This is a genomic window from Candidatus Omnitrophota bacterium, from assembly GCA_028717245.1.
Taxonomy (GTDB): Bacteria; Omnitrophota; Gorgyraeia; order Gygaellales; family Profunditerraquicolaceae; genus JAGUYA01.
Window position 1 is genome coordinate 135,426 of the sequence record JAQUOD010000003.1, and the last position, 14,277, is coordinate 149,702.

The 14,277-nt window shown below is 39.3% G+C and carries 21 protein-coding genes; all 21 read left to right on the forward strand.

Annotation, left to right across the window (positions count from 1 at the left end):
- The first annotated feature begins 3 nt into the window (after nucleotides 1–3).
- On the forward strand, nucleotides 4–831 hold the full coding sequence (locus PHV44_03145; GenBank protein ID MDD5592280.1) for an Mrp/NBP35 family ATP-binding protein: 828 nt from the start codon (nucleotides 4–6) through the stop codon (nucleotides 829–831).
- Nucleotides 828–1,619 (forward strand): radical SAM protein, encoded by a 792-nt coding sequence (locus tag PHV44_03150; GenBank protein MDD5592281.1) that lies wholly within the window; start codon nucleotides 828–830, stop codon nucleotides 1,617–1,619. The genes PHV44_03145 and PHV44_03150 overlap by 4 nt, the downstream gene beginning before the upstream one ends.
- A gap of 4 nt (nucleotides 1,620–1,623) precedes the next feature.
- Nucleotides 1,624–1,974, forward strand: a complete 351-nt coding sequence (locus tag PHV44_03155; GenBank protein MDD5592282.1) for an aspartate 1-decarboxylase — start codon at nucleotides 1,624–1,626, stop codon at nucleotides 1,972–1,974.
- Nucleotides 1,971–2,885 (forward strand): ARMT1-like domain-containing protein, encoded by a 915-nt coding sequence (locus PHV44_03160; GenBank protein ID MDD5592283.1) that lies wholly within the window; start codon nucleotides 1,971–1,973, stop codon nucleotides 2,883–2,885. Before PHV44_03155 ends, PHV44_03160 begins: the two co-directional genes overlap by 4 nt.
- Nucleotides 2,851–3,351 carry a peptide deformylase gene (gene def, locus PHV44_03165; protein MDD5592284.1) on the forward strand — a complete coding sequence of 167 codons (501 nt, stop codon included), beginning with the start codon at nucleotides 2,851–2,853 and terminating at the stop codon, nucleotides 3,349–3,351. Before PHV44_03160 ends, def begins: the two co-directional genes overlap by 35 nt.
- A 313-nt stretch (nucleotides 3,352–3,664) precedes the next feature.
- Nucleotides 3,665–4,378 carry an MBL fold metallo-hydrolase gene (locus PHV44_03170; GenBank protein MDD5592285.1) on the forward strand — a complete coding sequence of 238 codons (714 nt, stop codon included), beginning with the start codon at nucleotides 3,665–3,667 and terminating at the stop codon, nucleotides 4,376–4,378.
- A 4-nt stretch (nucleotides 4,379–4,382) separates the two neighbouring features.
- Nucleotides 4,383–5,015: a hypothetical protein gene (locus PHV44_03175; protein ID MDD5592286.1), complete on the forward strand. Its 633-nt coding sequence runs from the start codon at nucleotides 4,383–4,385 to the stop codon at nucleotides 5,013–5,015.
- Between the two features lie 68 nt (nucleotides 5,016–5,083).
- Nucleotides 5,084–5,404, forward strand: coding sequence for a cupin domain-containing protein (locus tag PHV44_03180; protein ID MDD5592287.1), 321 nt, complete (start codon nucleotides 5,084–5,086; stop codon nucleotides 5,402–5,404).
- Nucleotides 5,405–5,413: 9 nt separating this feature from the next.
- Nucleotides 5,414–5,785: a hydrogenase maturation nickel metallochaperone HypA gene (locus PHV44_03185; protein MDD5592288.1), complete on the forward strand. Its 372-nt coding sequence runs from the start codon at nucleotides 5,414–5,416 to the stop codon at nucleotides 5,783–5,785.
- The gene (trxA, locus tag PHV44_03190) at nucleotides 5,775–6,092 is read left to right on the forward strand and encodes a thioredoxin (protein ID MDD5592289.1); all 318 of its coding nucleotides are present in this window, start codon (nucleotides 5,775–5,777) and stop codon (nucleotides 6,090–6,092) included. The genes PHV44_03185 and trxA overlap by 11 nt, the downstream gene beginning before the upstream one ends.
- A 21-nt stretch (nucleotides 6,093–6,113) precedes the next feature.
- Nucleotides 6,114–6,431, forward strand: a complete 318-nt coding sequence (locus PHV44_03195; protein MDD5592290.1) for a DnaJ domain-containing protein — start codon at nucleotides 6,114–6,116, stop codon at nucleotides 6,429–6,431.
- Nucleotides 6,428–7,048, forward strand: a complete 621-nt coding sequence (locus PHV44_03200) for a methyltransferase domain-containing protein (protein ID MDD5592291.1) — start codon at nucleotides 6,428–6,430, stop codon at nucleotides 7,046–7,048. The genes PHV44_03195 and PHV44_03200 overlap by 4 nt, the downstream gene beginning before the upstream one ends.
- Complete coding sequence (tsaA, locus tag PHV44_03205) at nucleotides 7,045–7,527, forward strand: tRNA (N6-threonylcarbamoyladenosine(37)-N6)-methyltransferase TrmO (GenBank protein MDD5592292.1); 483 nt, start codon at nucleotides 7,045–7,047, stop codon at nucleotides 7,525–7,527. The genes PHV44_03200 and tsaA overlap by 4 nt, the downstream gene beginning before the upstream one ends.
- 175 nt (nucleotides 7,528–7,702) lie before the next feature.
- Nucleotides 7,703–7,945, forward strand: a complete 243-nt coding sequence (locus PHV44_03210; GenBank protein ID MDD5592293.1) for a FeoA family protein — start codon at nucleotides 7,703–7,705, stop codon at nucleotides 7,943–7,945.
- A complete protein-coding gene (locus tag PHV44_03215) occupies nucleotides 7,942–9,657 on the forward strand; it encodes a ferrous iron transporter B (protein MDD5592294.1) in 1,716 nt (571 codons plus the stop codon). The genes PHV44_03210 and PHV44_03215 overlap by 4 nt, the downstream gene beginning before the upstream one ends.
- A gap of 17 nt (nucleotides 9,658–9,674) precedes the next feature.
- Nucleotides 9,675–10,544 carry a VIT1/CCC1 transporter family protein gene (locus tag PHV44_03220; GenBank protein MDD5592295.1) on the forward strand — a complete coding sequence of 290 codons (870 nt, stop codon included), beginning with the start codon at nucleotides 9,675–9,677 and terminating at the stop codon, nucleotides 10,542–10,544.
- Between the two features lie 28 nt (nucleotides 10,545–10,572).
- Nucleotides 10,573–11,319: an N-acetylmuramoyl-L-alanine amidase gene (locus PHV44_03225; protein ID MDD5592296.1), complete on the forward strand. Its 747-nt coding sequence runs from the start codon at nucleotides 10,573–10,575 to the stop codon at nucleotides 11,317–11,319.
- A 69-nt stretch (nucleotides 11,320–11,388) separates the two neighbouring features.
- Entirely contained in the window at nucleotides 11,389–11,802 is a 414-nt protein-coding gene (gene nikR, locus PHV44_03230) for a nickel-responsive transcriptional regulator NikR (protein MDD5592297.1), read from the forward strand.
- A 197-nt stretch (nucleotides 11,803–11,999) separates the two neighbouring features.
- Nucleotides 12,000–13,361, forward strand: a complete 1,362-nt coding sequence (locus PHV44_03235) for a carbohydrate porin (GenBank protein MDD5592298.1) — start codon at nucleotides 12,000–12,002, stop codon at nucleotides 13,359–13,361.
- Nucleotides 13,362–13,384: 23 nt separating this feature from the next.
- Entirely contained in the window at nucleotides 13,385–13,663 is a 279-nt protein-coding gene (locus tag PHV44_03240) for a hypothetical protein (protein ID MDD5592299.1), read from the forward strand.
- A gap of 3 nt (nucleotides 13,664–13,666) precedes the next feature.
- Nucleotides 13,667–13,978: a hypothetical protein gene (locus PHV44_03245; protein MDD5592300.1), complete on the forward strand. Its 312-nt coding sequence runs from the start codon at nucleotides 13,667–13,669 to the stop codon at nucleotides 13,976–13,978.
- Nucleotides 13,979–14,277: the final 299 nt, after the last annotated feature.

Sequence of the window (14,277 nt, forward strand, 5' to 3'; positions counted from 1 at the left end):
AATATGGAATCTAGAGAAGCGGAATATTCAGTGCAGGAAAAGCGGCTTAAAGAGAGGATATCTAAAATAGGGCATCCTTTAATCGTGATGAGTGGCAAGGGCGGGGTGGGTAAATCAACGGTGGCGGTAAATCTTGCGTATGCGTTATCGCTTTCCGGTAATATGGTTGGCATTTTAGATATCGATCTTCACGGACCTAATATCGCCAAGATGCTCGGGATTGAGAAACAATCAATTTTTGCCCTTGAATCCGGAATAGAGCCGGTTGAGGTCAGCAAAAACCTTAAAGCTGTTAGCATCGCCCTTTCGGGGTATAGCCCGGATCAGCCGATAATCTGGCGCGGGCCTGCTAAGTCCGCGGTTATCCGGCAATTCTTAAGCGATGTGAATTGGGGAGAATTGGACTATTTGGTTATTGATTCGCCTCCGGGGACGGGGGATGAACCATTAAGCGCCTGTCAGTTGGTCCCTAATGTAAGCGGCATAATCATTGTGACTACACCTCAAGACGTTGCCATACTTGATGCACGAAAGAGCGTTTTATTTGCCAGAGAGATTAAAATACCGGTTGTAGGCGTCATTGAGAATATGAGCGGGTTTATCTGCCCGCATTGCCATACTGAAACAGATATTTTTAAGAAAGGTGGAGGCGAAAAGGCGGCGCGAGAGTTGAAAATTCCGTTCTTAGGAAGGGTGCCGTTTGAACCGGAATTTGTCGAGTTTGGCGATAAAGGGACGCCGTTTGTTTCCTTTGAACATAAATCAAAGTCTGCCGAAGCGTTTATAGAGATTGTGGCTAGAATAAAAGAATTCGTCGGGGATAACCAATGAAACCTGTGTTTAAATATATTTACGGCCCGGTGCCCTCTTGGAGGCTGGGGAGCTCTTTAGGCATAGATCTGCTTTCGCAGGAAGAAAAAATCTGTAATTTTGATTGTGTTTATTGCCAACTTGGCCCGGTTAAAAAGCACACAATTGAAAGAAAAATTTATGTTCCAGTTGAAAAGATTATAGAAGAATTAGAGATGTTACCTCAGACGCATATAGATTATATTACTTTTTCCGGCAGGGGAGAGCCTACTCTAGCGGCAAATTTAGGCGAGGCAATAAAAGCGGTAAAACTTGTCCGTAAAGAGCCGATTGCAGTTTTAACTAATAGTTCTTTAATGGGGACAAATAAAGCAAGGGAAGAACTGGCTTTGGCAGATTTTGTTGTTGCCAAGTTAGATGCCTATTCCCCGGAATCTTTGCAGGAAATTAATAGGCCTGCTAATGAAGTAGAATTCGGCAGCATTTTAGATGGTATAAAAAAATTCAGGAAAAGCTATGGGGGGAAATTAGCATTACAGGTAATGTTTATGGAAAACAATAAAGTGTATATTAGTAAGTATGTTTATTTAGCAAATTATATCAAACCGGATGAAATCCAAGTTAATACGCCGTTAAGGCCATGCGGTATCAAGGCATTAACGAAAGAAGAAATTTTTAAGATAAAGGGTAATTTTATTGCCTCTTGCCAGGGGATTAATGTAGTTTGTGCGTATGATGAGAGGGCGGAAAAGAGCATTGTTTCTTTAAGCGATGAGGAAACATTAAAAAGAAGGGGGAAGGTTAAATAATATAATGCTGGTAGAGATTTTAAAATCGAAGATTCACGGGGCAATAATTACTAAAAAGGAGCTCTATTACCAGGGGAGTATTGGTATTGATAGGGCGATTTTAGCAAAAAGCGATATTGCGGCTAACCAAAAAGTCCAGGTAGTAAATTTCAATAATGGTTCGCGTTTTGAAACATACGTGATTGAAGAAGAGGAAAACAGCGGACAAATCGTTCTTTGCGGCCCGGCAGCACGTCAGGCGGAAGTAGGGGATAGAGTTTGTATCATTGCGTACGGAATAGTAGAAGATAGCCAGGCAGAGTTGATAAAACCCCAGGTAATTATTTTAGACGATAAAAACAAAATAAAATCATGAAAACTTATTTAGATTGCATCCCTTGTTTCTTTCGGCAAGCGCTGGAAGGCAGCCGGATTGTCCGGACAACCCCAAAACAGCAAAAACAGATTATAGATGAATTTGCCCGCAAAATTCCGAAGATATCGCTTGAAGCTAGCCCTCCTGAAATAGCTAGGTTTGGGTACGCTCTTTTAAGAAAGATAACCCCTAATAGAGATCCGTATAAAAAGATAAAACAAAAAAGCAATCGCATTGCTTTAAGGTTATTAGGCAAATTAAGGAATAAAGTCAATCATTCCCAGGACAGGCTTTTGACAGCGCTGGAGTTGGCTATCGCCGGTAATATCATAGATTTTGGCGTAAAGAATAGCTTGAATGTAAAAACGGAGTTAAAAAAGATACTCGCAGAGGAAAATAAGGTTATCTATAGACAATCTATATTTCATTACGCAGAGTTCAGACGGGCTTTAAAGAAGGCAGGGGATATTTTATATCTGGCTGATAACGCAGGAGAGGTGGTATTTGACCGGGTTTTAGTCGAAGAAATAAAAAAAGAGTATCTGGATAAAAACATTTACTATGCCGTAAAGGAAAAACCCGTTATAAACGATGCGCTATTTGAAGATGCCAAGGTTTGTGGGATCGATAAGACGGCTCAGGTGATTTCTAACGGCACAGGCGCTCCGGGAACGATTCTTGCTTTATGCTCAAAAGAATTCAAACGAATTTATAAAAGCGCGGATATGATAATCAGTAAAGGCCAGGGTAATTTTGAATCTCTATCAAACGAAAAAAGACCTATTTTTTTCTTATTTATGGTGAAATGCCCGGTGGTAGCCAGGGAAACCGGATGTAAGATGGGAAATATAGTTTTATTTTACAATTTAAAGAAAAATGGAGCCATTAGAAATAAAAAAATATCCGGATAGCGTTTTAAGAAAGAATGCGCTTGAGATAAAAGATATTACAGATACAGAAGCAAGGCTTTTTGAAGAGATGCATTTTACAATGCGGCATTTTGCGGGAATTGGTTTGGCTGCGCCTCAAATTGGAATTTCCAAAAATTTGATAGTTGCAGATATTGGCGAAGGCGCAATCAAATTGGCTAATCCTGTAGTTCTGAAAACAAAAGGGTTAGATAAGATGGAAGAGGGCTGTTTAAGCATCCCGGGCGTAGGCGTGGTTATAGATAGGCCGGACGAAATTATTGTCAGTGGATTAAACGAAAAGGGAAAGGTTATAAAATTAGAGGCACAGGGGCTTTTGGCGAGAGTGCTCCAGCATGAGATAGACCATTTAAGCGGCAAATTAATCATAGACTATTTAAGCCTAGTAGAAAAATTTAAATTAAAGCTGCATGCAAGAAGGGAAAATAGACGATATGCCGATTTATGAATATAAGTGCAGGGATTGCGGAAAAATCAGCGAATTCCTTACAGGCGTTGGGCAAGAAAAGGCAGAAATTAAGTGCAGTTCGTGCGGAAGTAAAAAATTAAAGAAGATTTTCTCTCAGAGTTTTATTTCTAACGGTAGTCATATAATAGGCTCGCAGGGAGGCAAAACCTGCTGCGGCAGAACAGAGCGATGCGATACTCCGCCTTGCTCGGGAGACGGGGTCTGTAAAGGATGAGATTATCAGACGGCTGCTTAAGAGTATCGGCAGGCAAGTTAAAAAGGTTAATTCTATTTTAAAAAGGCGGTTTTTAAAATGCGGATAAAAGTGATTTTTGATAAAGGTGCTTTGGAAAATAGCCTTCGTACTGGTTGGGGCGTATCATTTTTAGTTGACGAGAAAATATTATTTGATACTGGCGAAAAAGGGGAATGGTTACTTCAAAATATGCGCTCTTTAGGGGTTGATATAAACAAGATTGAAGCGGTAGTAATTTCTCACGACCATTGGGATCACTGGGGAGGGCTGTGGGATATACTCAAAGAAAGAGAGGGGTTTAAGGTGTATTCCTGCCCTGGTTTCGGCAAAGAATTTAAAGATAAAGTAAAAGAGTTGGGAGGAGACCTTATTGAAGTTCAAAAAATTATAGAGATTGCGCCGGATATTTATATTACGGGAGAAATACCCGGCGCTTTTCGTGGAAGGTACATGCCTGAGCAGGCAATCGTATTAAAAACGAATAATGGGCTTACTATAATTACCGGATGCGCACATCCCGGGATTTTAAAAATGGTAGAAAAGGCAAAGGCTAAATTTCCTGTTGAGCCTGTTTATTTTGTATTGGGTGGATTTCACCTGATGGAATCAGATAAACGGGCAATAGAAATAGTAGCCGAGAATTTCAAAAAGCTGAATATAATAAAAGCCGGGCCTACGCATTGCAGCGGTGAGGTAGCGGAAGATATTTTTAAAAAATACTATGCGGAGAATTTTGTATCTATAAAAGCAGGGCAGGAGATAGAGGTCTAATAAAATGGCCTATAACATTTTAAAAGAATTAAAGACGCACGCTCCTTTTACGATATTCGGCACAATTACTGGAATAATTATCATGGCGTTTACATTGAAGCTGCCTTACGAGGCTTCATATAATATTTTTTATGTGCTTCATCCCTTGCATGTGTTTTTAAGCGCACTAGTTACCGCGGCAATGTATAAACTTCATACGTGCCCCAGCATAAGCGCTAATTGCATCAAAGGAAAATGTAATTTTTGGGCTTTAACTATAATAGGCTATGTTGGATCCGTGGGTATCGCGACTATCAGCGATTCCCTTATTCCTTACGTGGCTGAATCCCTGCTTGGTATGCCTAATAGGGGAATACACCTTGGTTTCATTGAGAAATGGTGGCTGGTTAACCCTTTGGCCATTTTAGGCATAGTGATTGCTTACTTTAAACCAAGAACAAAATTTCCCCATGCCGGCCATGTGTTGTTAAGTACCTGGGCGTCTTTGTTCCATATAATTATGGCAAAAATAGTGATTTTAAGCTGGTTTTCATATGTTACTATTTTTATATTTTTATTTTTAGCAGTTTGGCTTCCTTGCTGCGTAAGCGATATAGTTTTTCCTTTGTTATTTGTGAAAGGCGATAAGATAAAGTAAATCTTTGAAAGGGTAAAGCCGCATGGTTAATTTAAGAAAGCTTATATTATATTTGCTGCTAAGAGCTTATGAAAAACATTGGGCCTTTTGTTAAGAAGCTTGATGGCCGAAAGAAGTTTAAGCGTATATTTGGTAAATCCGGCAAGAAAAAAGGCTTATCTTCGGGATTTATGACCATTAAAAAAGGCGATACCGTAGGAATTCATAATACAGGGGGCAAAGAAGAGGTCTTAGTTGTTTTACATGGCAAAGCGCAGGTCAGTATCGCAAATAAACATTTTATCTTAAAGGATGGGATAGTGTTATATATTCCGCCTGATACTTTGCATGATGTTAAAAATATAGGTACGCGGTTACTTAAATATTTATATGTTACCGCGGCTGTGTAAAGGGATTCTATGCACGAGACAAGATTCATTAACGAAATATTTGCAGTCTTAAAAGAGAAATTGGCTAAAGAAAAGGTTACTGGGCAGGCCGTAGTCAATGTTCGCTTAAGCCCTTTTAGCCATGTTGCTGCTGAAACCTTGCAAGGTTCCTTTAATGAGTTGATTAAAGGTGAGAATTTTAAGAATGCGCTGCTTAAAGTTCTGCCCCTTGAAATCCTGTTAGAGTGCAAAAACTGCAAACGTAGCACCCGCATTACCAAGAGGGTATTCGGTTGTCCTTTTTGCAATAGCGCGGATGTTAATATCCAGATGGATAAGGAATTTTTTGTTGAGTCCATAGAAATTGAGCGTAAAGAGAAGGGAGTAAAAGATGGGGATTGATATAAATGACGGCAATTTTAAGCAGGAGGTGTTGGAAGAAACTTTGCCTGTTCTGGTAGATTTTTGGGCAGTATGGTGTGGCCCTTGCCTTAGGCTTGCTCCGGTAATTGAGCAGATTGCCAAAGAATACAAAGGAAAATTGAAGGTTTGTAAGTTAAATGTGGATGAGGCTCCCAAGACAGCTTCCAGCTATGGTATTATGAGCATACCAACGTTAGCGATTTTTAGGAATGGGGAAGCAGTGGATAAAATTGTAGGCGCGCTACCTAAGGCAGAGCTGGAAACTACGATTAAGAAATACATCTGATTAATAACACAAGAGCGTTTTATGATGGATTTTAAGCAGATTAATGAAGCAAGGAAGATTTTAGGGCTAGGTGAAGAGGCAAGCATGGAAGAGATTAAAGATGTCTTTAGGGATTTAGCCCTTAAATACCATCCTGATAGATGCAAGGAGAAGGATAAGAAACACTGCGAAGAGATGTTTAAGAAGATAAACCACGCAAAGGATATTATCACAAGTTACTGCGCGAATTACAGGTTTTCTTTTAAAGAAAAAGATGTTAAGAAGAATATTATGTCAAAAGAGGAATATGAGCATCTTAAGCGTTTTTTTGACGGCTGGTTCGGAGATTTGGATTTATGAGCGATATTTTCGATAAGTATTATAAAAAATATGACGTATGGTATAATAGGCATAAATTTGCTTATTTATCAGAAATTGGCGCACTGAAAAAAGTTGTACCTAAGAAAGGTGAGGGATTGGAAATTGGCGTTGGTACAGGCAGATTCGCTTCTAGATTAGGGATAAAGTACGGAGTCGATCCTTCTGAAAATATGCTTAAAATTTCCAAAAAAAGAGGTATAGATGCACGCCATGCTCAAGGAGAAAGATTACCGTTTGACAGTTCCATTTTTGATTATGTTGCTATTATTATTACTTTGTGTTTTGTTAAAGATCCCATTAAGGTATTGATAGAGGCAAAAAGGGTTTTAAAGAATCGTGGTAAGATTATTGTTGGAATTATCGATAAGGATAGTTTTTTAGGCAATTTTTATCAAAGGAAAAAGAGTCTATTTTATAGGCAGGCTCATTTTTTCGGCGTGAAAGAAGTTACTGATTTACTTAAGATGTCAGGTTTCGGCAGAGTTTCGTATTATCAAACGATATATAAATTCCCGGATGAAATAAATTCAGTTGAAAAGCCTAAGAAAGGCTTTGGCCGGGGTGGGTTTGTGGTAATCTCAGGAGAAAAGATTTGAGAGGAGAGCTTAAACTAAAGCCCATTGGAATCATCCATACGCCCTATAGAGAGACTAAGGGTATTCCCATCCAGGGCAAATTTGAGAAAGGCGTCAGGGGCACAATAGAGATTTTCCCTGAATATCGGGCGGGTCTAAAAGATATCAAGGGATTTTCATATCTTATACTAATTTACTATTTTCACCGCTCAAAAGAAGAGCGGCTTGTGGGCAGGCCATTCCTTGAGGATAAGGAGCATGGGATATTCGCTATACGCAGCCCGCATCGGCCGAATCATATCGGATTTTCAATTGTGAAGCTGGGAAAGGTTAAAGGCAATAATATTACTTTTTCTGAAGTGGATATACTTGACGGAACGCCGCTTTTAGATATTAAGCCGTATGTGGCGCATTTCGATTCCAGAAAGCGCGTAAAAAGCGGCTGGATTGATAAGTATTTTAGGAATGGCAAGATACCAAAGAAAACCAGAATACGATGAAAATTATTCTAAATAAATGTTTGATAATCCTATCCTTCGTACACAGAATTTGTCCTCTTTGCGTTATATCCCGTAAATTCCCGAGATCGAAATTCGCAAAAATAGTCTTTCTTTGGGGCGAGATTTGCCCCTGTTGCAATATCTATTTTTTGGCTAAGAGAAGGGATCTTATAAGATGAATAAAATAAAAATAGATTTAACCCAAATGCAGCCAGGAGAAACTGGTATAGTAAAAGAAATTCAGGGAGGCCAAGGCTTCGTAAGAAAATTACAAAGTATGGGAGTAAGGCCGGAAAAGAAGATAACTAAGGTAAGCTCTCATTTTTGGCGTGGTCCCCAGACAGTAGAGGTAGATAATATACAGATTGCTGTTGGTTTTGGCATGGCCAGAAGAATTTTAGTGGAAGTACAGAGATGAAAATAGAGAAGATCTTATTGGTGGGGAATCCTAATGTCGGCAAAAGCGCCATATTCTCCAGGCTTACCGGAGCAAAGGTAATAATTTCTAATTATCCCGGAACAACAGTAGAGTTTACCCAGGGTAAAATGAAGCTTGGTGATGAAGCAGTAATGATTATAGATGTCCCGGGAACATATACTTTAGAGCCGACTTGCAAAGCCGAAGACGTGGCTTGCCGAATGGTAAAAGAAGGCGGTTTGGTGATTAATATTATTGATGCCACAAATTTAGAGAGAAATCTTTATCTAACCTTACAACTCTTAGAAAAAGGTATGCCGTTTATGGTGGCTTTGAATATGTGGGATGATACCAAGCACCGGGGAATTTATATTGATATTAAAAAATTAGAAGAACAGTTAGGAGTACCGGTAATTCCTACTTGTGGTTTAACCGGAGAGGGCATCAAAGGACTAATCGATCGCTTGCCAGAAACAAAGGCGAGAGATTCATCTGCTTCTTCTGATAGCCAGAAATGGGAAAAAATAGGCAAAATTGTAGAAGAGGTTCAGAAATTAACTCACCGTCACCACACGTTGTTAGAAAGACTGGAAGATTTAAGTATTAAGCCACTCACAGGGTTGCCGATTGCCTTAGGTATCATATATTGTGCCTTTTGGGTAGTTCGTTTTGTTGGGGAGAATCTAATTGGGCATATATTTGAACCCTTGTTTACCAAGTTATGGTTGCCTTTGTTGATGAAATTAAGCGCATTTTTGCTGGAGGGAAGTTTTTTACACCATATTCTTATTGGTAATCTTATAGAAGGTAAAATAAATTTTGGCCAGTCTTTCGGACTTTTAACCACAGGCCTCTATGTTCCTGTTGCCATGGTGCTACCTTATATATTTAGTTTTTATCTCATATTAGGGTTACTGGAGGATTTAGGATATCTTCCTCGCTTGGCGGTTTTAGCAGATAATTTTATGCATCATTTGGGCCTGCATGGATATGCGATAATTCCTTTTATTCTAGGTTTAGGTTGTAAAGTTCCCGGTCTCTTAGCCACTCGGCTTTTAGAGGAAAGACGCGAAAAATTTATCGCTGCTACTTTAATGGCAATCGGCGTCCCTTGTATGGCGCAAATTGCCATGATTGTGGGATTAGTGGGGCAAAGAGGAGGAAAGTATGTAGCAATCATATTTTTTGTTCTTTTTCTCCTCTTAATAATTAAGGGCCTGGTTTTAAATAGAGTTTTAAAAGGAGTAAGCCCTGAGATATTAATTGAAATTCCTCCTTATCGAACACCTCAGATTCAAGCGGTGATTAAGAAACTTTGGATGCGTTTATCCGGTTTTTTAAAGGAAGCGTTGCCTTTGGTGCTTTTAGGTGTGTTTTTTGTGAATATACTTTATACCTTAAAGATTATAGATTTCTTTGCTTATATTTTTACTCCGGTTTTAACCGGCTTATGGGGACTTCCCAAAGAGGCTACCTCTGCTTTAATAGTTGGTTTTTTAAGAAAAGATGTTGCTGTAGGTATGCTTGGGCCGCTTAATCTGACTACTAAGCAATTAGTAGTTGGCTCTACGATATTAGCGGTTTACTTTCCCTGCATTGCTACTTATATAGTTTTAATCGGGGAATTGGGGATAAAAGATACGCTTAAAAGCACATCTATTATGATTGTGGTTGCGTTACTAATCGGAACATTACTTAATTTGATTCTTTAATTATACCAGCAGACAAAATGTTAAATCAGAATTTAAAAGAAAAAGTCTTAAAAGCCCAGAGGAACGAGATTACCGATCATATTGTGTATAGAAGGCTTTCTTCTATTGTAAAAATCAGAGAACATTCGGAAATCTTGAGAAAGATATCCCAAGAGGAGCTTGAGCATTACGGGATTTTTAAGGATATAACTAATCAAGAGCCAGCTCCTGACCGCTTGAAAATATTCTTTTACGTGTTTATTTCTAAAGTCTTTGGTTTAAACTTCGGCTTGAGGCTTATGGAAAAAGGGGAAGACCTCGCTAAAGATACTTACGAAGCAATAAAAGAATTATCTCCTAAAATTGAAGAGATAATCCGGGATGAGAGTAGACATGAAAACGAACTCTTAGATTTAATCGATGAGGAGCGTTTAAAATACGTAAGCTCTATGGTGTTGGGTTTAAATGACGCGTTGGTAGAATTAACCGGCGCCTTGGCAGGGTTTACTCTGGCAATACAAAACACAAGGCTTATCGGCATGGTAGGGTTGATTACTGGGATTGCGGCCTCTATGTCTATGGCAGCTTCAGAGTATTTATCCACCAAGCAGGAAGAAACGGAAAAAAGCCCTTTAAAAGCAAGCATATATACCGGTTTTGCCTACGTAGGAACGGTTATACTTTTAATTTTTCCCTATCTTATATTTAAGAATATATTTATCTGCTTAGGTTTTGTATTATCTAATTCCCTCTTGGTAATCCTCATTTTTACTTTTTATATATCGGTTGCTAAAGGATTGAATTTTAGAAAAAGATTTTTCGAAATGGCGGGTTTAAGTTTAAGCATAGCTATAATCAATTTCTTTATTGGGTTAATCATCAAAAATGTTTTTGGAATAGAGGCCTAAAAGGAACAGAAAATATTTCAGCTAAAATATGAATAAAGTTATTTCTTTTTGTCTAATTGTAGGGTTGGTATTTATTTTAAATTCTTGCGTTACCGCGCCTATTAAACCCCCCATAACTCCTGCAAAAGAAGTATATCCGCACACCGCTATGCCGGTTTTAAGGCAGGATGCCTCTCATATAGTTGCTCCCGGAGAGACACTCTGGCGAATTAGTAAAATGTACAATGTCCCTATAAAGGACATATCATCCGCAAATAATTTAAAGACGCAAACCTTAGGTAAGGGGCAACGCCTTTTGATCCCTAATGCTGCGCCCATTGTTCCTGTTATACCCTTATATCATTCCAAGAAATGGAAATATATCGTTATTCATCACAGCGCAACTGACGAAGGTAATTCCCTGCAATTTGATAAGTATCATCAAAGCAAAGGATGGGAAGGGATAGGGTATCATTTCGTGATTGATAACGGCACAAAAGGAAAACAGGATGGCCAGATTGAGGTTTCTCCCCGCTGGATAAAACAAGAAGGCGGCTCTCATTGTAGGGCAGGCAATATGAATGAAAAAGCAATCGGGATTTGCCTCGTAGGAAATTTTAATAGAGAATACGTATCTTCAAAACAATTAGACGCCTTAGTGTATTTGGTAAATGTATTAAGAAAATATTACAAAATTCCTGTTAAAAGAATAACAGGGCATAATCAGGTTTTAGGCGCCAGAACAGAATGCCCGGGCAAAAATTTCCCTTGGACAAGGTTTAAAAACAGTTTATAGCACAAAACACTTGACACTGGTTTATTTTGTGCTATTATTTTTATAAAAGTAATACCAGTAAAACCAATTATGAATAAATTATTTAGATTCGGTATTTCATTAGATAAGGATTTACTAGATAAGTTTGACCGGCTCATCAGGGAGAAGAATTATACTAACCGTTCCGAGGCCTTCCGAGATTTAATCCGCGAGAATTTAGTAAAAGCTGAATGGAAGAAGAATAAGGAAATCGTAGGCGCAATAACCCTGATTTATGACCACCACAAAAGAGAACTTGTAAATAAGCTTATGGATATCCAGCATGATTTCGGAGGCATAATAATTTCTTCTCAGCACATTCATCTTGATCACAATAACTGTTTAGAAATCATAGCGGTTAAGGGCCATTCAGAGAAAGCCCAAAAATTATCCGATAGCCTGAAGTCAGTAAAGGGGGTGAAGCACGGGACATTAAGCCTATCAACTACAGGGAAGGATATTTAGCGAACTAACCGTTATTATTTTTTTGCCCAATCGTAGCACGAAATTAAAAAACGTAGTATAAAATAAACCCCGCCTTCTTCTCGCAAAAGATTCCGGCGGGGCGGTACCTGGCGTAACATAACGAAACACCAAGCCCAGCCATAAGTATACCATAACTTTAAGCTGGTGCAAACAACAGATGGGATGGGGGTATAATTATGGCGGTTTTAAAGAAAGCAGCATTATTTTTGGTAGCTTTTTCTTTTCTTTACGCTACGGTAACCTTTGCTGAAGAATTATCTATCAGAGATGAAATTAATCAGCTTAAAGAGCGTATTGCTACCTTAGAAAAGAAAGTTTTGAATCAAGACGAATATATCGCTACACAGAATTCAACAGTTAAGGTACAGCAACAAACGATTTCAGAATACGAAACAAAGCTATCGCAGTTTGAGGAGAAGCTTAAGCGTGTGCCCGGTGAACCTATGAAACTGATGGAAGGCCTTGAGCTTGGCGTGGGTGCGACCGTGATTGTCCAGGGGACTAATAACGTTAACTATGCTCCTGAAGGTGAGACAAAAAAGAAAAACCGCACCGATGGCTCATATTCAGCGGATATAACTTTAGCTAAAGAGTTAAAAGAAGCCGGAGGAAAAGCATTTCTGCACCTTGAGGCAGGAGAGGGTGCTGGCCTTGAGGATAACCTGACGCTTTACAGCAATGTTAACCGCGATGCCGATGATGAGGATGACATCCGGGTAACCGAATTATGGTATGAGCAGGGCCTGTTTAAGGATAAGGCAGTTATTACCTTTGGTAAGCTTGACCCGACTGCCTATTTCGATCAAAGCGAAGTTGCTAATGACGAGACTACCCAGTTCTTGGGCAGGATATTCCGTAATAGCCCGACAATCGAATTTCCGGATAACGGATTAGGTGTACGCGCTGCCTATATGCCAAAGGAATGGTTGGAATTAGGTTATGGCTTATTGAACGCAAAGAGTAGTTGGGAGAAGATAGGGGATAACCTTTTTAATATCGGGCAAGCCCACTTTAAGACTAATTTCTTTGATCTTGCCGGTAACTATCGCTTTTTAGGATGGTATAACAATGCCTATCATACAAAATGGCTTGATGACAGCAAGCAAAAGGAGGGTACTTATGGTTTTGGATTAAGCTTTGATCAAAAAGTTAATGGTATAACGACCGCATTTTTACGCTATGCTTGGCAAGATCCTAAGGTTTACAATCCTGATATCAAGGCAACGGGTGACCTTAACTATTCACTGGAACATTCCTGGAGCACGGGTCTTCGGGTAGAAGGTAAACCTTGGGGTAGAGAAAATGACGTATTGGCTTTTGCGATCGGCCAGGTATTTCCTTCGGGTGATTACAAGAAATACTATAGCTATTCGGCTAAGCCAGAAGGGCACCTGGAAACATATTACCGGATACACGTTAATAAATATTTATCTTTAAGCCCTGATTTTCAATACATCTGGAATCCATTTGGCGGGGATGTCGGTGATGACCCAAATAATATCTTTGTCGGTGGCATGAGGGCGCAGGTAGATTTTTAATTTAAAAAGAAAGGAGGAAAGGTATGTGGTTAGTAACGACTTCTATCGCGGCAGCGGGTGCGACTTTAGGTAAGTTTGTTATACCTAAGGATTACAAGTTAGGTTTTCTGGCTTTAATGCTCTGGGGAGCGGCAGCAATGGTTCTGATCGACCATATATTGGGATATGAAGGCGGAGCGTTTTTGGAAAAGACAACAGACGGGATGGTTAAAAATAGCGCTATATTAGGAATAGTAATGTTGGCGCCTGTGTTTATAACTTGGGGTGTTTCACTTTTAATCTCAAATTTAAAAAGGAGGTGAAGTATGGCTTGTTTCTTGGTTCCTACGGCTGCGGCAATAGTAACAACTGCTGTCGGAAAGAAAGTTCCCGAAAAATACCATATGAATTGGTTAAATTCAATGTTATGGGGCGGGGTGGTAATGTTGGCAGTCGAACATATCTCTCACGGAGAAATCGTTCCCTATCCGCCTTTTCTCACCGCTGGCCTTCCTGAAGTATTTCCAGAGATGATGAGGGTAGGTATCCCTATGACCCTGTCGATTTTTCTGATATGGGGGGTGATGGTAGCAGTAGCTGTGAGAGCGAGTAAAAGAGTACCATATATGGAGGCGTAATAAGAAACTACACTAGAACTGCTAAGAGAGTACTTTTAAAAGGCCTTGCTTTTAAGATTATTAGAAGTAAGGTCTTTTAATAATTGTATCCACCTTGCGAGGGTAGACAATAAATAACACTTTATTATGACATAATGTAAAATATATTTCGCACTTTTGATATTGTCTAAGGAATAAAAAAGGCATATCCTCTTAGGTTGATAACGCAAATTATTAACCTAACCGGGCTGTTAAGCCCAGCAAAGGAGGATACGCCTATGGCAAAGTCAGTGGATTTCTCTACCAATAATTTACCAAAG

Excerpts from the sequence above, each read along its gene's own strand:
- PHV44_03145 (MDD5592280.1), top strand. The coding sequence starts at position 4 with ATGGAATCTAGAGAAGCGGAATATTCAGTGCAGGAAAAGCGGCTTAAA.
- PHV44_03150 (MDD5592281.1), top strand. The coding sequence starts at position 828 with ATGAAACCTGTGTTTAAATATATTTACGGCCCGGTGCCCTCTTGGAGG.
- PHV44_03155 (MDD5592282.1), top strand. The coding sequence starts at position 1,624 with ATGCTGGTAGAGATTTTAAAATCGAAGATTCACGGGGCAATAATTACT.
- PHV44_03160 (MDD5592283.1), top strand. The coding sequence starts at position 1,971 with ATGAAAACTTATTTAGATTGCATCCCTTGTTTCTTTCGGCAAGCGCTG.
- def (MDD5592284.1), top strand. The coding sequence starts at position 2,851 with ATGGAGCCATTAGAAATAAAAAAATATCCGGATAGCGTTTTAAGAAAG.
- PHV44_03170 (MDD5592285.1), top strand. The coding sequence starts at position 3,665 with ATGCGGATAAAAGTGATTTTTGATAAAGGTGCTTTGGAAAATAGCCTT.
- PHV44_03175 (MDD5592286.1), top strand. The coding sequence starts at position 4,383 with ATGGCCTATAACATTTTAAAAGAATTAAAGACGCACGCTCCTTTTACG.
- PHV44_03180 (MDD5592287.1), top strand. The coding sequence starts at position 5,084 with ATGAAAAACATTGGGCCTTTTGTTAAGAAGCTTGATGGCCGAAAGAAG.
- PHV44_03185 (MDD5592288.1), top strand. The coding sequence starts at position 5,414 with ATGCACGAGACAAGATTCATTAACGAAATATTTGCAGTCTTAAAAGAG.
- trxA (MDD5592289.1), top strand. The coding sequence starts at position 5,775 with ATGGGGATTGATATAAATGACGGCAATTTTAAGCAGGAGGTGTTGGAA.
- PHV44_03195 (MDD5592290.1), top strand. The coding sequence starts at position 6,114 with ATGATGGATTTTAAGCAGATTAATGAAGCAAGGAAGATTTTAGGGCTA.
- PHV44_03200 (MDD5592291.1), top strand. The coding sequence starts at position 6,428 with ATGAGCGATATTTTCGATAAGTATTATAAAAAATATGACGTATGGTAT.
- PHV44_03210 (MDD5592293.1), top strand. The coding sequence starts at position 7,703 with ATGAATAAAATAAAAATAGATTTAACCCAAATGCAGCCAGGAGAAACT.
- PHV44_03215 (MDD5592294.1), top strand. The coding sequence starts at position 7,942 with ATGAAAATAGAGAAGATCTTATTGGTGGGGAATCCTAATGTCGGCAAA.
- PHV44_03220 (MDD5592295.1), top strand. The coding sequence starts at position 9,675 with ATGTTAAATCAGAATTTAAAAGAAAAAGTCTTAAAAGCCCAGAGGAAC.
- PHV44_03225 (MDD5592296.1), top strand. The coding sequence starts at position 10,573 with ATGAATAAAGTTATTTCTTTTTGTCTAATTGTAGGGTTGGTATTTATT.
- nikR (MDD5592297.1), top strand. The coding sequence starts at position 11,389 with ATGAATAAATTATTTAGATTCGGTATTTCATTAGATAAGGATTTACTA.
- PHV44_03235 (MDD5592298.1), top strand. The coding sequence starts at position 12,000 with ATGGCGGTTTTAAAGAAAGCAGCATTATTTTTGGTAGCTTTTTCTTTT.
- PHV44_03240 (MDD5592299.1), top strand. The coding sequence starts at position 13,385 with ATGTGGTTAGTAACGACTTCTATCGCGGCAGCGGGTGCGACTTTAGGT.
- PHV44_03245 (MDD5592300.1), top strand. The coding sequence starts at position 13,667 with ATGGCTTGTTTCTTGGTTCCTACGGCTGCGGCAATAGTAACAACTGCT.